Here is an 18,093-nt window from a genome sequence, read left to right on the forward strand (position 1 = left end):
CATGCCGGGCGCGTCCTGCCGTTTCTCCGCTTTCGAAATACTCACTCCGACGGCTGCCGGTCCCGCAACGCACGGGGGCATACGATGATCGCGCTCAACAGCGTCGCCAAGTCCTTTGGCCAGAACCATGTCCTGCAGGGCGTCGACCTTGAAATCGCGCAGGGCACCTCCATGGTGATCATCGGAGGCTCCGGCACCGGCAAGTCGGTGCTGCTGAAGTGCATCCTGGGCCTCGTCACGCCCGATGCAGGCACGATCACGCTCGACGGGCAGGACGTGACGACGCAGGACCCCGACGCCTTCCTCGCCCGTTTCGGCATGCTGTTCCAGGGCGGCGCGCTCTTCGACTCGCTCACCGTCTGGCAGAACGTCGCCTTCCGCCTGCTGCGCGGCAGCCTCGCCCGGCCAAAGGCCGAGGCTCGCGAGATCGCCATCGAGAAACTGCGCCGCGTCGGCCTGACACCCGATGTGGCCGACCGCTTCCCGGCCGAACTTTCGGGCGGCATGCAGAAACGCGTGGGCCTCGCCCGCGCCATCGCCGCAGAGCCCGAGATCATCTTCTTCGACGAACCGACTACAGGGCTCGACCCGATCATGGCCGGGGTCATCAACGACCTGATCCGCGAGATCGTGACCGAGATGGGCGCAACCGCCATGACGATCACCCACGACATGACCTCCGTCCGGGCGATTGCCGACAATGTCGCCATGCTCCACGGCGGCACCATCCGCTGGACCGGACCGGTGACCGAGCTCGACCGCTCCGGCGATGCCCATGTGGACCAGTTCATCCACGGCCGCGCCACCGGGCCGATCGCGGCTGTGCGCTGACACACGCGGGGACCCGCGTGATACCACGGAACGGATTGATTTTCTTCGGCCCATGGTGTCAATGCAGGCCGACCGCCACCACCGCCCGGGAGACCTGACCTCATGAACAGCCTCCTCCAGCCCGACCCGGTGCTGCTCGGGTTCCTGTTCTTCAAGAAGTTCATCTATCTCGAGGTCCTCGCCCTCCTGGCGCTGATCCGCGTGATCGTCGGGCGCGGCCTTGCCCGCTGGCCCGCGCTCATGACACTGGTGCTCTGCCTCGGCGGCATCGCCACGGTCTTCGCGCCCGCGCTCGGCCTGAACGAGGGCCCGCTCTACGTCACAGCCGCGCAGATGATGGCGGGTGGCGGCGGAATGGCGCCCCTGCTCGTTCCCTCCGCGATCTTCCTGATCTGCTCCATCACTCCCCGCGCCCGCTGGCGGATCATCGACGTGCTGCACCTCCTGATGCTGGCCGGCCTGCTTCTGGTGTGGTGGTGGGTCTCCTGACCGAACTGACCGAAGGCAGGCGGCGCAGAGCCCCGCCCTACAAACCCATGCGCTACCTGAACCTCGCCTTCCTCGTCCTCTACCCGCTCTCGTGGTTTGCCCCGCTCCTGCGCGCCGGTCTGCTGCCGCTCTTCGGCATGTCCGAGATCTCGGTGATCTCCGGCCTGAGGTCGCTCTGGCAGACCGACATCTTCCTTGCCCTTGTCGTGACCCTGTTCGCCCTTGTCGCGCCGATGCTGAAGACGCTGGGTCTCGCACTCCTTCAGTTCGACGTACTCGACCGGCGCGCCCTGCCGGCGCTCATCCTGCTTGGCAAGTTCGCCATGGCCGACATCTTCCTGATCGCGCTCTACGTGACCCTCGCCAAGGGCCTGGGCGTCGGAAGGGTGGAAACCGCGTGGGGCCTCTATGTCTTCACCGCACTGATCCTCGGCTCCATCGTGCTGGGCGCGCTCGAGGCTCGTCGCACCCAAGGGGTTTCGGCCCCCTGACGCGGCCCGACCCGCGCAGACCATTCGCCTGCTTCCCCCGGAGGTACTCCGCCAAGGCGAGGACAAGGACCTCCGTCCATCATCCTGGGCCAACACTGTCCTCGGCCAGAGCCCCCGCCAGCGAGGCGAAACCGTTCCCTTCCGCCGCGATCCCCGTTACATACGCGCTTCCGATCCCAGCGGAGGTTATTCATGGCAAAGGCCGTCAGCCGATTCGTCTGCCAGTCCTGCGGCAACGTCACCACCAAGTGGGCAGGCCGATGCGAGGCCTGCGGCGAGTGGAACTGCATCCAGGAAGAAAAGCCGCTGTCGCAGGGCCCCGCCGGGAAGACCCTTGGCCAGTCGCGCGGGCGTGCCGTCCAGCTTTCCGATCTGTCCAGCAAGGAGGCACCGCCGCCGCGCACCGCCTGCAAGCTCGACGAGCTTGACCGGGTGCTCGGCGGCGGCCTCGTGCCCGCCTCTGCCGTGCTGGTGGGAGGCGATCCGGGGATCGGGAAATCGACCCTCCTGCTGCAGGCCGCCGCGGCCTTTGCCAACGCCGGGCTGAAGGTCATCTACATCTCGGGCGAGGAAGCCTCGGCCCAGGTCAGGCTGCGTGCGCAGCGCCTCAACCTTGCCGAAGCGCCGGTCCGGCTCGCCACGGAGACCAACCTGCGCGACATCCTCACGACGCTGGACAAGGAGCGCCCCGACCTCGCCATCGTCGACTCGATCCAGACCATGTGGGCCGACAACGTGGATTCCTCGCCGGGCTCCGTGTCCCAGGTCCGGGCCGCGGCGCACGAACTGACGACATTCGCCAAGCGCACCGGTTCTGCCGTGATGATGGTCGGCCACGTCACCAAGGACGGCCAGCTCGCCGGTCCGCGCGTGGTGGAACACATGGTCGACACGGTGCTGTATTTCGAGGGCGAGCGCGGCCACCAGTTCCGCATCCTGCGCTCCGTCAAGAACCGCTTCGGCCCGGCGGACGAGATCGGCGTCTTCGAGATGACCGGCGGCGGGCTGGCGGAGGTGCCGAACCCCTCTGCCCTGTTCCTTGCCGAACGCGGAGAACCTTCGCCCGGATCGGTGGTCTTTGCCGGGATCGAGGGCACGCGCCCCGTGCTGGTGGAGTTCCAGGCCCTCGTCGCCCCCTCGCCCCACAGCCAGCCGCGCCGGTCCGTCGTCGGCTGGGACGGCAGCCGGCTGGCGATGATTCTCGCCGTGCTCGAATCGCGGGTCGGCATCCCGTTTGCGGGGCTCGACGTTTACCTCAACGTCGCAGGCGGCATGCGCGTGGGCGAACCCGCCGCCGATCTGGCTGTGGCCGCTGCGCTACTTTCCGCCCGCGAGGACGCGGCACTGCCGCGCGAGACTGTCGTTTTCGGCGAAATCAGCCTATCGGGGGCGTTACGTCCGGTGGGTCAGACCGAAAATCGCTTGAAAGAAGCCGCCAAACTTGGTTTCTCCACCGCGATCCTGCCTTCGGGCGGCAAGGCGCAGGGTGGCCCATCCGTCAAGCTGACGCAGATGGCCGACCTGACCGGCTTTGTAGGAGAGGTCTTCGGCGCCGGATGAACCGGGCCGGCAGGCACACACGGGAAAAGAACGCGAAGAGGCAGGCCCATGGAAGGATTTACGATCGTCGACGGTATCGTGGCGGCCATCGTCGTGATGTCGGCGCTGCTGGCCTATTCGCGCGGGCTCGTGCGGGAGGCCATGGCCATCGTCGGCTGGATCGTCGCGGCCATCCTCGCTTTCATGTTCGCGGCCCAGGTGCAGCCGCTGGTCAAGGAGCTGCCCGTCGTCGGCGAATTCCTGTCCGACAGCTGCGAATTGTCGATCATCGCCGCCTTCGCCGCCGTGTTCACCGTGGCCCTGCTGATCGTTTCGCTGTTCACGCCGCTCTTCTCGTCGCTGATCCAGCGCTCCGCGCTTGGCGGGCTCGATCAGGCGCTCGGGTTCTTCTTCGGTGTGGCGCGGGGCATCCTCCTCGTGGCCATCGCCTTCTTCGTCTACGAAACCGTCATCACCGCGCAGGACGTGGCGATGATCGACGACAGCCGTTCCGCAGCCGTCTTCAGCCAGTTCAGCGGCAGGATCGAAGAACAGAACCCCGAGCAGGCGCTTGGCTGGATCACCGCCCAGTACGAGCAGCTCGTGGGCGTCTGCGACGCGCCGACGTAAGCCGTGCCGCCTGTGACCGCGACAGACTTGCAGTCCGGCTGGCAGGCACACTGGCACGACATCCTCGACAACCACCCCGAGGCCACGGAACGGCGGCCGGATCCGCTGCCGCCCTTCGACCGCGATTTCCGCCTGCATTTCGGCATCTGGCGCCTGTCCGCTCCGGCCCGTGCCGCGGCCTTCGCCCCCCTGCCGGAAGGCGCGGCACTGGGAGAGCGGGCCGCGCTCTGGCCGCTCGATCTGCGCAGACTGCCCCGAAACGAGGCACATGCGCTGCTTCAGGCGGCGGTGGCGGGGCTCCGCCTGTTCGGCCTCGAAGCGCCCGAAAGCGATGCCCCGATCCTTTTCGAGACACCCTTCCCCGAAGCCCTGGACGGCACGGACGCGCCCACGATCAACATGGACGATGCACTCTGGAACATGGCCGCGGCCCGCTCTCCGGCGCACGAAGCGGCGCTGGCCTTCCTGTCAGAGCCGCTCTACCGCGCCGCGGACAGCTACGACGTGGCGCACTGGTTGATGTGGCCACTGGTCGCACCTGCCGATGCGCCCGACGTCTACCACCCCTTCGCCCTGCTCCGCGCGGGGGGCTGGGCGACCGGATGGCGCAGCGACGGGACCCTTCTGCTGGTTGAAACCGATATTTCTCACGCATAGTTTTGTGATCCTTCCGTGACACTTCACCGCCAAGCCCGTATGAGGGGCGCGAACAGCCCCGGATTCGGAGACACCATGTCCGACGCCACCTTCTTTCCAGCCAACCCATTCGACGCCGGAGACGACAAGCTGCACGAAGAGTGCGGCGTGTTCGGCGTGGTGGGCGTGACCGATGCCGCCAACTTCGTGGCACTCGGCCTGCACGCCCTCCAGCACCGCGGACAGGAGGCAGGCGGCATCGTCTCCTACGATCCGGAAACCGGGTTCAACTCGGCGCGGCGCTTCGGCTACGTCCGCGACAACTTCACCCGTCAGTCGCTGATGGACACGCTGCCGGGGCAACTCGCCATCGGCCACGTGCGTTATTCCACCGCCGGATCGAAGTCCGCCGCCATCCGCGACGTGCAGCCCTTCTTCGGCGAGTTTTCCATGGGCGGCGCGGCCATAGCGCACAACGGCAACATCACCAACGCCGACGCGCTCCGCCGCGAACTGATCGAGCGCGGCTCGATCTTCCAGTCCTCCTCCGACAGCGAATGCATCATCCACCTGATGGCCCGCTCGCTCCAGCGCGACATCCCCGCCCGGATGGAAGACGCGCTGCGCCGGGTCGAGGGTGCGTTCTCCGTCGTCGCCATGACCCGCACCAAGCTGATCGGCGTGCGCGATCCGCTGGGCGTGCGGCCGCTTGTCCTCGGCAAGGTGGCGGACGGCTGGGTCCTGTCGTCGGAAACCTGCGCGCTGGACATCATCGGCGCAGAATACGTGCGCGAGATCGACCCGGGCGAGATGGTCGTGATCACCGCCGATAAGGGCGTCGAATCGATCCGCCCCTTCCGCCCGGCCAAATCGCGCTTCTGCATCTTCGAACACGTCTACTTCTCGCGCCCAGATTCGATCATCGGCAACCGCTCGGTCTACGAGACGCGCCGCCAGATCGGCGTGGAACTCGCCCGCGAAACCCCGGTGGAGGCGGATCTGGTCTGTCCCGTCCCGGACAGCGGCACCCCGGCGGCCATCGGCTTCGCCGCCGAATCCGGGATCCCGTACGGCATGGGCATCGTGCGCAACCAGTACATGGGCCGCACCTTCATCGAACCGACCGAACAGATCCGCAACATGGGCGTCCGGCTGAAGCTGAACGTCAACCGCGCGCTGATCCAGGGCAAGAAGGTGATCCTCGTCGACGATTCCGTCGTCCGCGGCACCACCTCCCGCAAGATCAAGGAGATGATCCTCGACGCCGGCGCGGCCGAGGTCCACTTCCGCATCGCCTCGCCGCCCACCGCCTGGCCGTGCTTCTACGGCGTGGACACACCGCAGCGCGAAAAGCTTCTGGCCGCGACCATGTCGGAGGACGAGATGCGCGACCACCTCGGCGTCGACAGCCTGAAGTTCATCTCGCTCGACGGCCTCTACCGTGCCGTGGGCGAGGCCGAAGGCCGCAACGCCAAGTGCCCGCAGTACTGCGACGCCTGCTTCTCCGGCGAATACCCGGTGGAACCGGCAGACATGCTGCAGAAGGGCTTCAAGATGAAGGCGGCCGAATAGGTCAGCAATAGCAGTCGGATCCGGATGCAGACGACATCCGGACCGGCGCTCCCTTGGCAGGGCAGCCAACAGCACCGGCCAGAAAGGCAGCAACCGCGCGCTCAGCTCCGCACCCGGCCGCCAACCCGCCCAAAGCGCCCCGCGCGTCTCCCTCATCACCCTCGGAGCTGCCGACAAGGCGCGCCGCCGTGCCAATCGCACCACCAACCGGGCCGCGGTCGAACCACCCTCCCCCGCTTCTCTGCTGCAAAAATACTCCCGCCGGAGGCATCCTGCCCGCACCATAAGCGCAACGCCCCGGCCCACAGCCCACGAGGTCCGCCCATGTCCCTCCTCGCCCTCGACGCCCGCTGGCGCCGCCTCAACGATCCCGACCGTGCCTGCCCCTGCTGCGGCCGCACCTTCGGCGGGGTCTTCGACATCGGTTTCGAGGAGCCGGAAGACTGGCCGCATGCGCCCCGCATCGACGACGATGTCACGGTCGGGGACGACCGCCTCACCGCCGAACTCTGCCGCATCGACAGCCGCCACTTCCTGCGCGCCGTTCTGCCTCTGCCGATCCGTGGCGCCGATGAAATCTTCCACTTCGGCCTCTGGGTCGAGGTCTCGGCAGAAACCTTCCACGACTACATGGCCACCTTCGACACCCCTCGACCGTTTGCAGGCGAGGGACTGACCGCCAACACCCTCCCCGGCTTCGAGGATGAAACCGGGACAGCCGTCACCCTGACGGCTTCTGACGCCAGCCAGCGCCCCGTGGCCACCGCCACGGATGGCCTGCTGGCCGATGCTCAGGCGCAGGGAATCGGCTTCGACGACCTGCTCGACATCTACGCCGCCTCCGGAAACGACATCCGCCCGCACCTGACGGCCTGACCCCGGTTCGCCAAAGCCTCCAAAACGCGGCGCAGATCCGCCGAGGCGCCCGGACGGGTTGGCGGGCGGGCGCCTTCGGCCGGAGGCCGAACAGTCCCGCCAAGCCGATCCGGCAAGCTTGTGCCCATGTCGCACCCCCTTCCGGCAACCCGCCGCACAGCGCCTTCAGCCCCGCTTTCGCAGGCCACGAAGCCCGTGTACGCGCGCCTCTCCACTCAGAGGAGACGCTGACATGGCACAGGAACAGTCATCGCAGAAGGTCGCACAGCTCGCCACGCAGCAGGCGTCGGGCAGCCTGGACGCGCTCATCCTGCTCGGCACCTTCGGGTCCGGCGAACGGCCGCGCGCCCTTGTGCGCACGCCGGACGGCAAGGTCGTCGAACTCAAGGTCGGCGACCGCATCGGCCGCGACCCGATCATCGCGATCGAGGACGGGCGCCTCGCGCTCTCGGGCAATGGCCGCACCCGCTGGATGACCCAGCCGGTCGTGCAGTGATCACTCCACCTCGACCTCGTTGCGCACCTGCCCCCAGACCAGCAGCGTGAAGACGGCGGTTCCGCCGGCCACGTTGCCCGCCAGAACCGGCAGGAAATAGACCAGGGCCGCGTCGGCGAAGCGCATTTCGCCGACCCACACCAAGAGGCCCGCCTCGACCGATCCGGCGATCACATGGGCGAAACCGGCGGCGGTGATCAACCAGGTCAGGACCATGACCACGAAGAACGACCCGCCGTTGCGTGTCGCGGGCAGGATCCACACGAGCGCCGCGATGATCAGACCGGCTGGCATCGCGCGGACGAAGTTCTGCGTCGCCGTTCCTTCGACGGCGTGATGCGAGACGGCGATCAGCGCCTCCATCACATCGGGCTGCACGACGAATGGCAGCGTCAGGAAGCCGGAAGCCACCACGCAGCCGACGATATTGGCGCAGAGCACCACGGCCCAGAGCCGCAACAGCTTCAAGAGGCATGTGAGGGAGCGGTCCGCCACCACCGGCAGCACAGTAGTGATCGTGTTCTCGGTAAAAAGCTGCATCCGCCCGAAGATCACCACCATGAAGCCGACCGAATAGCCCAGCCCCTCCACCAGCAGCGCCCAGTCGGCCTCCGGCAGGCGGCTCTTCAGCACGGCCTGCGTCAGGACCGAGAGGCTGATAAGCACCCCGGCCGCCAGGCCCGACCAGACAAGCGACGCCACGGGCCGCTGCAGTTCCTCGTCACCGTCGCGCCGGATGACCTCGTAGATCAGACGGGCCGACAGGCGGCTCGCCTCCGTCACATGCGATTCGTCGGAATGGCTGCGCACCGCCTCCTGTTCGGCTTCGGGGTCCAGGTCCTGGTGCTGATCCGGGGTCTCGCCCCGCCGCGGTGCGGTCATGTCATGGTCTTGCATGACACGTGAACCACGATCCCGGACTTTGGTTCCCACAGCATCTGCATCAGCTTGTCACGTCCCTGCAGCGCATCCAGCGCACCGGGGCGGCGCTGCCGAAGGCCACGTCCACCTCCTCTTCCGACAACTGGAGGATCACCACCGTGTCGCCCGCGCCCGGCTCGCCCGCCGGTGTATCGAATTCATAGCGGTGGCGGCTGTAGCGTCCCGGCACCTCCGTGCCGCCCGGTGTGACCACCGTCGGTCCGAAGATGGTCAGCGACCGTCCGTCCGGCCCGCACCAGTCGCCACTGATCTCGTCCGCCAGCGCGGCACCGGGACCCAGCATCATCAGGACAATCATCAAACCGCGCATTCCGGCACTCCCCTCGCAACCCGGGCCACTCTGCAACAGGCGGTGCGTCGGTGCCAGTCACAACCGCACGGTCCCTCGCCAAAGGCAATCGTGTCCGTCTAGTCTGCGGCGAAAAGGGAAAGATCATGACGGCCGCCGCGCGCATCACCCTCGAAGCCACCGACACGGCACAGGAAATCTCGTTCCTGATGCGCCCGAAGCGTCATCTCTGGGTCAGCCTGTTTCTCTGCGTCTGGCTGGCCATCGCTTCCGGGGCGTGGCTTCTCGCGCTGTGGGAGGCGCTCTCCGCCCCCATGCCGGTCGTGGGCTTCCTGGGCCTCTGGCTCGCGGCATGGACGGCGGGCTGCCTTGGCGCGCTGACGCTCCTGCTTTGGCTCAACATCGGAGAGGAACGCCTGATCGTCACGCCGGAGACCGTGACCGTCACGCGCAGCATCCCCTTCTGGCACCGCTCGACCCGTTGCGACGGCGATGCGGTGACGGGATTGCGTGCCGGCCCGACCGAGAGTGCCTGGCCGCAGGACGCAAAGCGCACGCCCGGGATCTGGGCGCCACGCAAGGCGGGCACGATCAAGTTCGACTACGGGCGGTACGTCATCGGGTTCGGTCTGGGCCTCGACACGCCGGAGGCCCGCAAGGTGGTCGACCACGTTCTGCGCCATTTCCCGCAATACGGACCGATCGAGCGTGACCGCGCCGCCGGGTGACCCGCGCCTCGGCAGAAAGCATCAAGAACGGCTCTCGACCAACTGATTTATAATCCTATTTTACCCCAAATCTCAGACGAAGCCCCTGAACTTCGGTAGCGAAAGGGCAGCCAACGGCAAAGCGTCACGCGGTCGCACGCCATCCACGCCGACACGAAAAACGCCGCGCAAACCATTGAAATAAATCAGATTCGAAAAGAACCAGACGACGCACACCAGACACCCTCCGACAGCACCCCGCGCCGCGGCTTGACGGAGCGCCAAATCCCGGCCAAACGGTCGGCATGACCCAGATCGCCCTCATCACCGGCGCCTCGCGCGGCCTTGGCTATGCCCTCGCGGAGGCGCTCGCGCCCGAGTATCACATCGTCGCCGTCGCCCGCACCGTGGGCGGGCTGGAAGAGCTCGACGATGCCGTCAAGGCGAAGGGCGGCGCGGCGACGCTTGCGCCGATGGACGTGACCGACCGTAACGCAATGGCCCAACTCTGCCGTTCCGTGCACGACCGCTGGGGCGGCGTGGCGCTCTGGGCGCACACGGCGGTGCACACCGGCCCGCTGACGCCGACCTGGCAGCTCGACCCGAAGGACTGGGACCGCTCCATGGCGACCAACGCGCATGCCATGGGCCACCTGATCCCCTACATCGCGCCGCTCCTCGGCACCGACGGCACCGCGCTGTTCTTTGACGATCCGAAGGGGGGCGAGAAATTCTACGGCCATTACGGTGCGTCGAAGGCCGCGCAGATCGCCGTGGCGCGAAGCTGGGCCGCCGAGACGGTGAAGACCGGCCCGAAGGTGCGCATCCTGACACCCGGCCCCATGGCCACCGCCGTCCGCGCGCGCTTCCACCCCGGTGAGGAGCGCGACGCGCTCGCCACGCCTGCCGCCGAGGCGCGCCGCCTGCTCGCCGAACTCGGGTAACGCGCACTTTTTCAACTGCCCAAAGGCCCTGCCTGTCCCCCACCGGACACGGCCCGCCACGGTCGGCGCCCCGCCGCTTGCCCCGCCTGCCCCCTTCGCTTAAGGACGATGCAAAGCGAACGGGCAGGCTCATGCGCATCCTCATCACCAACGACGACGGCATCAACGCCCCGGGGCTCAAGGTGCTGGAACAGATCGCAGCCGAGCTCGCCGGGCCGGACGGCGAGGTCTGGACCGTCGCCCCCGCCTTCGAACAGTCGGGCGTCGGCCACTGCATCAGCTACGCCCACCCCACGATGATCTCCGAACTCGGGCCGCGCCGCTACGCCGCGGAGGGCAGCCCCGCCGACTGCGTGCTGGCCGGCGTGCACCATGTCCTGAAGGACACGCCCCCCGACCTCGTGCTGTCTGGCGTGAACCGGGGCAACAACTCGGCAGAGAACGCACTTTATTCCGGCACGCTCGGCGGTGCCATGGAGGGTGCGCTGCAGGGCCTGCCCGCAGTCGCGCTGTCGCAGTACCTTGGGCCCGAAAACTACCGCATAGACGACCCCTTCGAGGGCGCGGCGCAGTTCGGCGCGGATGTCCTGCGCAAGATCCTCTCCTTCGACACGGGTGAACAGGACGGCTACCGGCTGTTCTACAACGTGAACTTTCCCCCGGTCCCGGCGTCCGGCGTGAAGGGCATCGTCGCCGCCCCGCAAGGGGTGCGCGAAAACACCCGCTTCACCGTCGAATCCCAACTTTCGCCGTCGGGGCGCCGGTTCCTCTGGGCGAAGGGCGGCGACCAGCGTGCCCCTGTGGCCGAAGGCACCGACGCCGCCGTCAACCTCGACGGCTGGATCTCCGTCACTCCGATGCGGGCCGACCTGACCTGCACCACGGCCCTGAAGGCGTTGCGGGACGCCTTCGCATGACGTTCGACGCCGAGGCAAAGATGCAGTTCCTTTTCGCCCTGCGCTCCAAGGGCGTGACCGACAAGGCCGTGCTCTCGGCGATGGAGAAGATCGACCGCGGCCTGTTCATCCAGGGCTATTTCACCGACCGCGCCTACGAGGACATGCCGCTGCCGATTGCCTGCGGCCAGACCATTTCGCAGCCCTCCGTCGTGGGACTGATGACGCAGGCGCTGAACGTCGGCCCGCGCGACAAGGTGCTGGAGGTCGGCACCGGCTCCGGCTACCAGGCCGCGATCCTCAGCCAGCTGGCCCGGCGGGTCTATACCGTCGACCGGCACAAGCGGCTGGTCGCCGCCGCGCGCAAGGTTTTCGACGCGCTGGAACTGGCCAATATCACCGCCTTTACCGCCGACGGCTCCTTCGGGCTGGCCGATCAGGCGCCGTTTGATCGCATCCTCGTGACCGCCGCTGCGGAAGACCCGCCCGGGCCGCTCTTGGCGCAATTGAAGATTGGCGGTATCATGGTCGTGCCCGTAGGGCAGTCGGACACCGTGCAGCACCTGATCCGGGTTACCCGGACGGAAAACGGCTTCGACTATGACGAGTTGCGGCCCGTACGATTCGTGCCGCTGGTGGAAGGGCTGGGAAAGGACTAAGAGGGTCCCGACCGCATCAGCCTGTACCGAGATCACAGGCGTGACGCCCCGGAACAACAAGGGGCGCATGAGACGAGGACATCGAGATGACGCTGACCCGCACCCTTCCCGCGTTTGCCCTGCTGGCCCTTGGCGCCGCCTGCTCCAACGGGCTGGACGTCGACATGCGCGGCCGCATCGGCGGGCCGGTGGACACCTCCACCGCCGCGGCCTCTGCCACGGCAGATCGGCCTGCCCCCGACGATCGCGGCGTGATCTCCTACCCGAGTTACCAGGTCGTCGTGGCGCGGCGCAACGACACCGTGGCGCAGGTCGCCGAACGGGTCGGCCTGCCCGCGCAGGAGCTTGCCCGCTACAACGGTCTCCAGACCGGCGACACGCTGCGGCGGGGCGAGATCATCGCCCTGCCGAGCCGCGTGGCCGAGCCGTCGCCCGCCACCGGCGGCCTGCAGCCCGCAGGCCAGGTGGACGTGACGACGCTGGCCGGCGCCGCCATCGACCGCTCCTCTCCGACCACGCCGCGGGGCACGACCACCGGCGGCGGAGCAGAACCGATCCGCCACCAGGTGGCACGGGGCGAAACCGCCTTCACCATCGCCCGGCTCTATCAGGTCAGCCCGCGCAGCCTTGCGGAGTGGAACGCGCTCGACAAGGACTTCACCGTCCGCGAGGGCCAGTACCTGCTGATCCCAGTGGTCGACCAGACGGAGGTCGCATCCGCCACGACCGTCACCACCGTGCCGGGCAGCGGCTCTCCCACGCCGACGCCGCCGTCTTCCACGACGCCCCTGCCTTCGGTGGACGTGACACCCATCGAGCCCGCGACCCCGCCCGCATCCAGCGGCACCTCCACGGCAGCCGCCCCCGCGCCGAAGCCGCCCGCCGCCGACATCGGCCAGCAGGCAGCGAAACCGGCGTCCAGTTCGGCCCAGATGGTCATGCCGGTCTCCGGCTCGATCATCCGCGAATACTCCAAGGGCAAGAACGAGGGCATCGACATCTCCGCCTCTGCCGGCCAGCCGGTGAAGGCCGCCGCCGCCGGGTCGGTCGCGTCGATCTCGAACACCACCGAAGGCGTGAAGCTGCTGCTGATCCGTCACCCGGGCGACCTGATCACCGTCTACACCCATGTCGACGACATCTCGGTCAAGAAGGGCGACGCCGTGAGCAAGGGCCAGACGATTGCGCGCGTCGGCTCCGGATCGCCGTCGTTCCTGCACTTCGAGGTCCGCAAGGGCTTCGACAGCACGGACCCGATGGCCTACCTGAAATAAGGTTCTGCGGGGAACGCCAGGGGCCCGAGGCCCGGCGCGTTCCCCTTTCCCCCACACCAGCCACAACAGGCGCGCGACAGCCCTTCGCGCGCCTCAAGCTGTCCGCTGACAGCAACTGTCCCGATATGTGATTGAGGAACGCCCCCGGCCAGCCGCCGGGGTCTATGGCCGGACCCAGCCGCTCAGCTCAGCGCAACGCCCTTGCGGCCCGCGAGATCGGTGAAGAACTGCCACGCCACCCGGCCGGAGCGCGAGCCGCGAGTCGCCTGCCACTCGATCGCCTCGGCGCGCAGCGTCTCGTCGTCGATGGTGACGCCGTAGCTGTCGCAATACCCCCGGATCATCGCCAGGTACTCGTCCTGCGAACAGGGATGGAAGCCCAGCCACAGCCCGAAGCGGTCCGACAGGGACACCTTCTCCTCCACCGCCTCCGAGGGGTTGATGGAGGAGGAGCGCTCGTTCTCGATCATGTCGCGCGGCATCAGGTGCCGCCGGTTCGACGTCGCATAAAGCACCACGTTGTCCGGACGGCCCGAAACGCCGCCGTCCAGCACCGCCTTCAGGCTTTTGTAGTGCTGGTCGTCATGGCTGAACGACAGGTCGTCGCAGAACAGCACGAACCGGCAAGGCGCGTGGCGCAGCAGTTCCAGAAGGCGCCCGACAGACGGCAGGTCCTCGCGCTGGAGCTCGACCAGCTTCAGGTCATGCCCCGCGGCGCGGACGGCGGCATGCACCGCCTTCACCACCGACGACTTGCCCATGCCCCGCGCGCCCCAGAGGAGCGCGTTGTTGGCTGGCAGGCCGCGGGCGAACTGCAAGGTGTTCTTCAGCAGCGTGTCGCGCGCCCGGTCGATCCCGATCAACAGTGACAGGTCCACCCGGCTGACCTTGTCGACCGGCTGCAGGTGGTCCGGCTCCGTTTCCCAGACAAAGGCCTCGGCGGTGTCGAAATCGGGGGCCGGGATCGGCGCCGGGGCCAGTCGCTCCAGCGCCGCTGCAATGCGTTCAAGGGGGTCAGTCACGGGCCTTCTCGTCCTCGTCGAATTCCTTCATGAGGGGGTCTTCCTCGCCGTTCTCGTCCTCGAACCACAGGCCCTGTGCCCGCAGCTCCTTCTCGCGGCGCTTCTCGACGCGGGCGACAAGGAAGATCGACACCTCGTATAGCCCGTAGACCACGGTGAAGAGGATCAGCTGGGTGACGACATCCGGCGGCGTGACAACGGCGGCCAGGATCAGGATCGCCACCATCGCATATTTCCGGACGGAGCCGAGGCCCTGCGCCGACACCAGACCCGCCTTGCCCATCAGCGTCAGCAGCACCGGTAACTGGAAGCAGAGGCCGAAGGCCATGATGAACACGAGGCTGGTCTGCAGGCTTTCGTTCACCTTGCCGAAGAAGGTGATGCGCAGCCCCTCTGAGGTCGTCGGCACCACCGCCGTCGCATCCACGTCGACAGAGCCGGACAGCAGGTTGGCAAAGACCGACGGCGCGTCGGTGAAGCCAAGGAAGAAGGCCATCGCCAGCGGCGTCACCACGAAGTGCGCAAAGGACGCGCCCAGCAGGAACATCACCGGCGAGGCGACGATGAACGGCAGGAAAGCGTTCTTTTCGGACCGGTACAGCCCGGGCGCCACGAAGCGCCACATCTGGTAGGCGATCACCGGGAAGGCCAGCGCAAAGCCGAACACCATGCCGATGCGGAACAGCACGAACAGGTATTCCTGCGGGCTGGTGTATTGCAGCGTCGGCGAAGGGTCCCCCAGCGCGCGCAGCGAGCTTTCGATGGGCACCAGCAGGAACTGCAGGACGTGCTCGGCAAGGAACTCGCCGCCGATCGGGATGAACATCACGCAGATTCCGAGGAACAGCGCGATGATCGACCGGATCAGCCGCGTCCGCAGCTCGGCCAGATGCTCGATCAGCGGGGCAGAGCTGTCCTCAAGCTCGTCTTCGGTGCGGCTCATGCCTTGTCACTCTCGTCGGTCGCCGGCGCCTTGGGCTCTTCGGCCAGCGCCTTCTCCATTTCCTCGGCCTTGCGCGCGGCCTCTTCCGCTTCCCGCTTCTTGCGGTCGGCGGCGGCACGGGCGGCGTTGGCCTCGATCTTCTTCCGGGCCTCGTCGCGTTCCTTGGCAAGCTTGCCGGTCTCGCTGTCGGGCTTGAAGTCGGTCATCGACCTGGCCGCGTCCTTCACCCCGTCCATGGCGCTGTTCACCGGGTTCGTGGCGGTGCGGATGGTCTTCTGGATGTCCTTCACCCCCGCCTCGTCGGCGGCCTCGTTCATGGCGCGGCTGAACTCGCGCGCCATGCCGCGTGCCTTGCCCATGAACCGGCCGACGTTGCGGAACAGCACCGGCAGGTCCTTCGGACCGACGACGATCAGCGCAACGATGCCGATGACCAGAAGCTCGGCGAACCCGAGATCGAACATGGCGGCTTACACCTTGTCCTTGTCTTCGGTGGAAGAGTGCGTGGAGGAGGCCGGTGCAGACGCCGGGGTCACGTCACGTGCCTCTTCGCTCTTCTGGTCTTCCAGCTCCTGTCCGCCTTCGCTCACGCCCTTCTTGAAGGCGGTGATTCCCTTGCCGACCTCGCCCATCAGCGAAGAGATCTTGCCGCGGCCAAACAGCACCAGCACCACAACCGCGATCAGCAGAAGGCCCGGCAGGCCGATGTTCCCGATACCCATTGGTCTTGCTCCGTCATTGTTCCTGCAAAACGGTCGCAGAACCCGCGACCCGGATTAGTCCGAAGCTATCTAAAGACGTTTGGAGCGCGCGGAAAGCGCCAAACCGCCGCGCCCGGGCACTGTGTGTGTCATGAGGTTGTCAGTTGTCAGGATTTTGTCAGTATGGGGGTCGTCCCGCCGCCCGTTTCGTCCGAAAGACAGGGCGCGCACAGCCCGAAAGACGCCCGATGAGTCGCCCCGAATGAACCGCAAGGACCGCCTTTACGCCCTGACCCAGCGCCTGCGCGACGGGCGCCTGCACACCGCCGAGGCGATGGCGCAGGACCTTGGCGTGTCTGTGCGCACGATCTATCGCGACATGGAAACCCTCGCCGCCTCTGGCGTGCCGGTGGAGGGCGCGCGCGGCTATGGATACACGGTGCAGGCGGCGATCACCCTGCCGCCGCTCAACCTGACAGAGGGGGAGCTGGAGGCGCTGCACCTGGCCCTTGCCGCCCTTGGGGCCTCGCCGCTGACGGAACAGGCCAGCGCCGCCCGCACTCTCGCCGCCAAGATCGACGCGGTCCTGCCCGAGGACAGCGACAGCCGCGCCGCGCCCTTCGGCTTTGCCACCGACGCCTTCGCCGAAGCCGCCCGCGGCTTTGCCCACATGCCGGCGATCCGCGCCGCGATCCGGGCACGGCAGAAGCTTCGCGTCACGCTGAACGGCGTTGGGCACGACCTGCGCCCGCTGCATCTTGATTACTTCGGCAGGATCTGGACCTGCGTCGCGTGGTCCGAGACCACCGGCGACTTCCTCAGCTTCCGGATCGACCGGATCGAGGACCTGCGCCCCCTGCCCTCGCTCTTCGTGGGCGAACCCGGCCGGACGCTTGCCGACTGGCGCGCGCGGCAGGGCTGAGGGCTGCCACGACGACTGCATGGCTGGGACGATGCAGCCCCACGGCGGGCCTGTCCCGGTTCAGACCTTCTCGTCCATCGGGCAAAACCGCCGGTCCCGACCCTTGGCTGGGGCGAATGTGTCCATCCAGTCCCGCAGCTCGATCGCGTGGCCTGCACTGACCGCACCTCCCCACACGCCCACGCAAGGAAAAACCCCGCGCCAGCCGATGCTCGCGCGGGGTCCGGTCAGACCTAGATAGGATCGGGCGTCAGATCGACGCCTGGTAGATCTTGTCGATGTTCGACCCGAGCGCCGCGTTGAACTCCTCGTCGGACTGCTGCTTGAACAGCCCCTCTGCCAGCGCACGGCTGAACGACGCGATCATCTTCGGCTGCTTGGCCAGCTTCTCGCAGGCCTCGTCGGTGGAATATCCGCCGGACAGCGCCACCACACGGATCACACGCGGGTGCTCTGCCAGCCGGTCATAAAGCCCCACCTCGGTCGGGATCGACAGCTTCAGCATGACGTCCTGCCCGTCCTCGAGGGTGTCGAGGTGGCGGGCGATCTCGTCCTTCAGCATGGCCTCGGCCTCTGCCTTGGTGGACGACTTGATGTTGACCTCCGGCTCGAGGATCGGCACCAGCCCGCAGGACAGCACGGTACGGGCGACCTCGAACTGCTGGGCGACGACCGCCGCGATGCCCTCGGCATTGGCCTCATGGATGACCGAGCGTTCCTTCGTGCCGAACACGCCGAACCCTTCGGCGTCCTTCAGCAGATCTTCCAGGCCGGGGATCGGCTTCATCAACTGCACGCCGTTGGCCTCGTCCTCAAGGCCCTTGTCGATCTTCAGGAAGGGCACGATGCCGTTGTCTTCCCACAGCACCTGGCTCACCGGCTTGCCGTCGATGGTGCCGCGCATGGTGCGTTCGAACAGGATCGCGCCGATGACCTTGTCAGAGGTGAAATCCGGCGCCTTGATGATGCGCGTGCGCATGGCGTGGATCTCGTCGAACATGGCGCGCTCGCCGTCGTACATGTCTTCGGTCACGCCATAGAGCTTCAGCGCCTTCGGCGTCGAGCCACCCGACTGGTCGAGCGCCGCAATGAAGCCCTTCCCCTCGGCCATCTGCGCCTTCATCTTCGCGAAATCTGCCATCACCCTCTCCCGGCTGAAATTCAATCGCCCAACGCTTAACGCGGGTTTCCGGGCAAACCTAGAGGCATCGGAAACTGTTAACGCTAAATGTGG

At 67.2% G+C, this 18,093-nt stretch carries 22 protein-coding genes; 15 read left to right on the top strand and 7 right to left on the bottom strand.

Annotated features, from left to right (window positions below):
* The first annotated feature begins 84 nt into the window (after positions 1–84).
* The 9 genes from ACU0DV_RS25840 to ACU0DV_RS25880 all read left to right on the top strand — a co-directional run bounded on the left by ACU0DV_RS25840 (position 85) and on the right by ACU0DV_RS25880 (position 7,560).
* Positions 85–831 (top strand): ABC transporter ATP-binding protein, encoded by a 747-nt coding sequence (locus tag ACU0DV_RS25840; protein ID WP_446242888.1) that lies wholly within the window; start codon positions 85–87, stop codon positions 829–831.
* 102 nt (positions 832–933) lie between these two features.
* On the top strand, positions 934–1,320 hold the full coding sequence (locus tag ACU0DV_RS25845) for a hypothetical protein (RefSeq protein ID WP_446242887.1): 387 nt from the start codon (positions 934–936) through the stop codon (positions 1,318–1,320).
* 47 nt (positions 1,321–1,367) lie between these two features.
* On the top strand, positions 1,368–1,811 hold the full coding sequence (locus tag ACU0DV_RS25850; protein WP_446243057.1) for a paraquat-inducible protein A: 444 nt from the start codon (positions 1,368–1,370) through the stop codon (positions 1,809–1,811).
* A gap of 192 nt (positions 1,812–2,003) precedes the next feature.
* The gene (gene radA / locus ACU0DV_RS25855; RefSeq protein WP_100927004.1) at positions 2,004–3,371 is read left to right on the top strand and encodes a DNA repair protein RadA; all 1,368 of its coding nucleotides are present in this window, start codon (positions 2,004–2,006) and stop codon (positions 3,369–3,371) included.
* A 48-nt stretch (positions 3,372–3,419) separates the two neighbouring features.
* Positions 3,420–3,980: a CvpA family protein gene (locus tag ACU0DV_RS25860; RefSeq protein ID WP_283983037.1), complete on the top strand. Its 561-nt coding sequence runs from the start codon at positions 3,420–3,422 to the stop codon at positions 3,978–3,980.
* 12 nt (positions 3,981–3,992) lie between these two features.
* Positions 3,993–4,637 (top strand): hypothetical protein, encoded by a 645-nt coding sequence (locus ACU0DV_RS25865; RefSeq protein ID WP_446242886.1) that lies wholly within the window; start codon positions 3,993–3,995, stop codon positions 4,635–4,637.
* A gap of 75 nt (positions 4,638–4,712) precedes the next feature.
* Positions 4,713–6,188 carry an amidophosphoribosyltransferase gene (gene purF / locus ACU0DV_RS25870; protein WP_446242885.1) on the top strand — a complete coding sequence of 492 codons (1,476 nt, stop codon included), beginning with the start codon at positions 4,713–4,715 and terminating at the stop codon, positions 6,186–6,188.
* A 324-nt stretch (positions 6,189–6,512) separates the two neighbouring features.
* Positions 6,513–7,064 carry a DUF2199 domain-containing protein gene (locus ACU0DV_RS25875; protein ID WP_446242884.1) on the top strand — a complete coding sequence of 184 codons (552 nt, stop codon included), beginning with the start codon at positions 6,513–6,515 and terminating at the stop codon, positions 7,062–7,064.
* 232 nt (positions 7,065–7,296) lie between these two features.
* Positions 7,297–7,560, top strand: coding sequence for a pilus assembly protein PilP (locus ACU0DV_RS25880; RefSeq protein ID WP_283983034.1), 264 nt, complete (start codon positions 7,297–7,299; stop codon positions 7,558–7,560).
* On the opposite strand, the gene ACU0DV_RS25885 is transcribed toward ACU0DV_RS25880, so the two are convergent.
* On the bottom strand, positions 7,561–8,442 hold the full coding sequence (locus ACU0DV_RS25885) for a formate/nitrite transporter family protein (protein WP_254698261.1): 882 nt from the start codon (positions 8,440–8,442) through the stop codon (positions 7,561–7,563).
* A 61-nt stretch (positions 8,443–8,503) separates the two neighbouring features.
* A complete protein-coding gene (locus tag ACU0DV_RS25890) occupies positions 8,504–8,812 on the bottom strand; it encodes a hypothetical protein (protein WP_446242883.1) in 309 nt (102 codons plus the stop codon).
* A 125-nt stretch (positions 8,813–8,937) separates the two neighbouring features.
* Between ACU0DV_RS25890 and ACU0DV_RS25895 the strand changes: the two genes are divergently transcribed.
* From ACU0DV_RS25895 to ACU0DV_RS25915, 5 genes are all read left to right on the top strand, one after another.
* On the top strand, positions 8,938–9,519 hold the full coding sequence (locus ACU0DV_RS25895) for a hypothetical protein (protein ID WP_446242882.1): 582 nt from the start codon (positions 8,938–8,940) through the stop codon (positions 9,517–9,519).
* A gap of 284 nt (positions 9,520–9,803) precedes the next feature.
* The gene (locus tag ACU0DV_RS25900; RefSeq protein ID WP_446242881.1) at positions 9,804–10,442 is read left to right on the top strand and encodes an SDR family NAD(P)-dependent oxidoreductase; all 639 of its coding nucleotides are present in this window, start codon (positions 9,804–9,806) and stop codon (positions 10,440–10,442) included.
* A 131-nt stretch (positions 10,443–10,573) separates the two neighbouring features.
* Positions 10,574–11,359 (top strand): 5'/3'-nucleotidase SurE, encoded by a 786-nt coding sequence (gene surE / locus ACU0DV_RS25905; protein ID WP_446242880.1) that lies wholly within the window; start codon positions 10,574–10,576, stop codon positions 11,357–11,359.
* Complete coding sequence (locus ACU0DV_RS25910; protein ID WP_100927015.1) at positions 11,356–11,997, top strand: protein-L-isoaspartate(D-aspartate) O-methyltransferase; 642 nt, start codon at positions 11,356–11,358, stop codon at positions 11,995–11,997. The genes surE and ACU0DV_RS25910 overlap by 4 nt, the downstream gene beginning before the upstream one ends.
* An 86-nt stretch (positions 11,998–12,083) precedes the next feature.
* Positions 12,084–13,271: a peptidoglycan DD-metalloendopeptidase family protein gene (locus ACU0DV_RS25915; RefSeq protein WP_446242879.1), complete on the top strand. Its 1,188-nt coding sequence runs from the start codon at positions 12,084–12,086 to the stop codon at positions 13,269–13,271.
* A gap of 182 nt (positions 13,272–13,453) precedes the next feature.
* On the opposite strand, the gene ACU0DV_RS25920 is transcribed toward ACU0DV_RS25915, so the two are convergent.
* The 4 genes from ACU0DV_RS25920 to ACU0DV_RS25935 are packed head-to-tail and all read right to left on the bottom strand — an operon-like array spanning position 13,454 to position 15,958.
* Positions 13,454–14,293, bottom strand: coding sequence for an ATP-binding protein (locus ACU0DV_RS25920; RefSeq protein WP_446242878.1), 840 nt, complete (start codon positions 14,291–14,293; stop codon positions 13,454–13,456).
* Positions 14,286–15,236, bottom strand: coding sequence for a twin-arginine translocase subunit TatC (tatC, locus tag ACU0DV_RS25925; RefSeq protein WP_100927018.1), 951 nt, complete (start codon positions 15,234–15,236; stop codon positions 14,286–14,288). Before tatC ends, ACU0DV_RS25920 begins: the two co-directional genes overlap by 8 nt.
* Complete coding sequence (gene tatB / locus ACU0DV_RS25930; RefSeq protein WP_283983025.1) at positions 15,233–15,700, bottom strand: Sec-independent protein translocase protein TatB; 468 nt, start codon at positions 15,698–15,700, stop codon at positions 15,233–15,235. The genes tatC and tatB overlap by 4 nt, the downstream gene beginning before the upstream one ends.
* 6 nt (positions 15,701–15,706) lie before the next feature.
* Positions 15,707–15,958, bottom strand: a complete 252-nt coding sequence (locus tag ACU0DV_RS25935) for a twin-arginine translocase TatA/TatE family subunit (protein ID WP_100927020.1) — start codon at positions 15,956–15,958, stop codon at positions 15,707–15,709.
* A 241-nt stretch (positions 15,959–16,199) separates the two neighbouring features.
* Between ACU0DV_RS25935 and ACU0DV_RS25940 the strand changes: the two genes are divergently transcribed.
* Complete coding sequence (locus ACU0DV_RS25940) at positions 16,200–16,859, top strand: helix-turn-helix transcriptional regulator (RefSeq protein WP_283983024.1); 660 nt, start codon at positions 16,200–16,202, stop codon at positions 16,857–16,859.
* A gap of 250 nt (positions 16,860–17,109) precedes the next feature.
* Here the strand turns inward: ACU0DV_RS25940 and ACU0DV_RS25945 are convergent, their stop codons facing one another.
* A complete protein-coding gene (locus tag ACU0DV_RS25945) occupies positions 17,110–18,000 on the bottom strand; it encodes a fructose bisphosphate aldolase (RefSeq protein ID WP_283983023.1) in 891 nt (296 codons plus the stop codon).
* Positions 18,001–18,093 lie beyond the last annotated feature (93 nt).

The organism is Sagittula sp., assembly GCF_052825245.1.